This is a genomic window from Marinomonas atlantica (assembly GCF_001639725.1).
Lineage (GTDB): Bacteria > Pseudomonadota > Gammaproteobacteria > Pseudomonadales > Marinomonadaceae > Marinomonas > Marinomonas atlantica.
Genome location: NZ_LTAW01000024.1, coordinates 1 through 1,837, shown reverse-complemented (window position 1 = coordinate 1,837; position 1,837 = coordinate 1). Strand labels below are relative to the sequence as shown.

Below are 1,837 nucleotides of genomic sequence, written 5' to 3'. Positions count from 1 at the left end.
CCGTCATTGACCGCATCCACGGTCACAGTCACTTCAGCACTGTCGGTCGCGGTACCATCAGTAATGGTGTAACTGATGGTCGCGTCGCCGTTGAAGTTCTCAGCCGGGGTAAACTGTACCTTACCATCGACAATCGCCACCGTGCCTTGCTCTGCCGGAACAGACGCTTCAGTAATGGTTAATGTATCGCCATCCAGATCCGTATCGTTGGCCAACACATCGATGGTGACAACCGTATCTTCGTTGGTGCTGGCTGTATCGTCTACTGCAACGGGGCCGTCATTGACCGCATCCACGGTCACAGTCACTTCAGCGCTGTCGGTCGCGGTACCATCAGTAATGGTGTAACTGATGGTCGCGTCGCCGTTGAAGTTCTCAGCCGGGGTAAACTGTACCTTACCATCGACAATCGCCACCGTGCCTTGCTCTGCCGGAACAGACGCTTCAGTAATGGTTAATGTATCGCCATCCAGATCCGTATCGTTGGCCAACACATCGATGGTGACAACCGTATCTTCGTTGGTGCTGGCTGTATCGTCTACTGCAACGGGGCCGTCATTGACCGCATCCACAGTCACCGTGATGTCTGCACTGTCGGTTGCGGTACCGTCAGTGATGGTGTAACTGATGGTCGCTTCGCCATTGAAGTTCGCAGCCGGGGTAAACTGTACCTTACCGTCCACAATCGCAACCGTACCTTGCTCCGCCGGAACAGACGCTTCGGTGATGGTTAATGTATCCCCATCCAGATCCGTATCGTTCGCCAACACATCAATGGTCACAACCGTGTCTTCGTTGGTGCTGGCTGTATCGTCTACCGCTACTGGGCCGTCATTGACCGCATCCACGGTCACAGTCACTTCAGCGCTGTCGGTCGCGGTACCGTCAGTAATGGTGTAACTGATGGTCGCGTCGCCGTTGAAGTTGTCCGCCGGGGTAAACTGTACCTTACCATCGACAATCGCCACCGTGCCTTGTGCTTCTGGCACGCTCACGTCTGTGATGGTTAGAGTGTCCCCATCCAGGTCCGTATCGTTCGCCAACACATCAATGGTCACAACCGTGTCTTCACTGGTAGAAGCTGTATCGTCTACCGCTACTGGGCCGTCATTTTGAGGTGCTACGGTTACCGTTACATCTGCGCTATCGGTCGCGGTACCGTCAGTAATGGTGTAACTGATGGTCGCGTCACCGTTGAAGTTGTCCGCCGGGGTAAACTGTACCTTACCATCGACAATCGCCACCGTGCCTTGCTCTGCCGGAACAGACGCTTCAGTAATGGTTAATGTATCGCCATCCAGATCCGTATCGTTGGCCAACACATCAATGGTCACAACCGTGTCTTCGTTGGTGCTGGCTGTATCGTCTACCGCTACTGGGCCGTCGTTGACCGCATCCACGGTCACAGTCACTTCAGCACTGTCGGTCGCGGTACCATCAGTAATGGTGTAGCTGATGGTCGCGTCGCCGTTGAAGTTGTCCGCCGGGGTAAACTGTACCTTACCATCGACAATCGCCACCGTGCCTTGTGCTTCTGGCACGCTCACGTCTGTGATGGTTAATGTATCGCCATCCAGATCCGTATCGTTCGCCAACACATCAATGGTCACAACCGTGTCTTCGTTGGTGCTGGCTGTATCGTCTACCGCTACTGGGCCGTCGTTGACCGCATCCACGGTCACAGTCACTTCAGCACTGTCGGTCGCGGTACCGTCGGTAATGGTGTAGCTGATGGTCGCGTCGCCGTTGAAGTTGTCCGCCGGGGTAAACTGTACCTTACCATCGACAATCGCCACCGTGCCTTGTGCTTCTGGCACGCTCACGTCTGTGATGGTTA

The 1,837-nt window shown here is 54.9% G+C and carries 1 protein-coding gene; it reads right to left on the bottom strand.

The features are described 5' to 3' along the window. A partial coding sequence (locus AYW75_RS18385; RefSeq protein ID WP_156490890.1) for a tandem-95 repeat protein occupies positions 1-1,837 on the bottom strand: 1,837 nt, incomplete at both ends.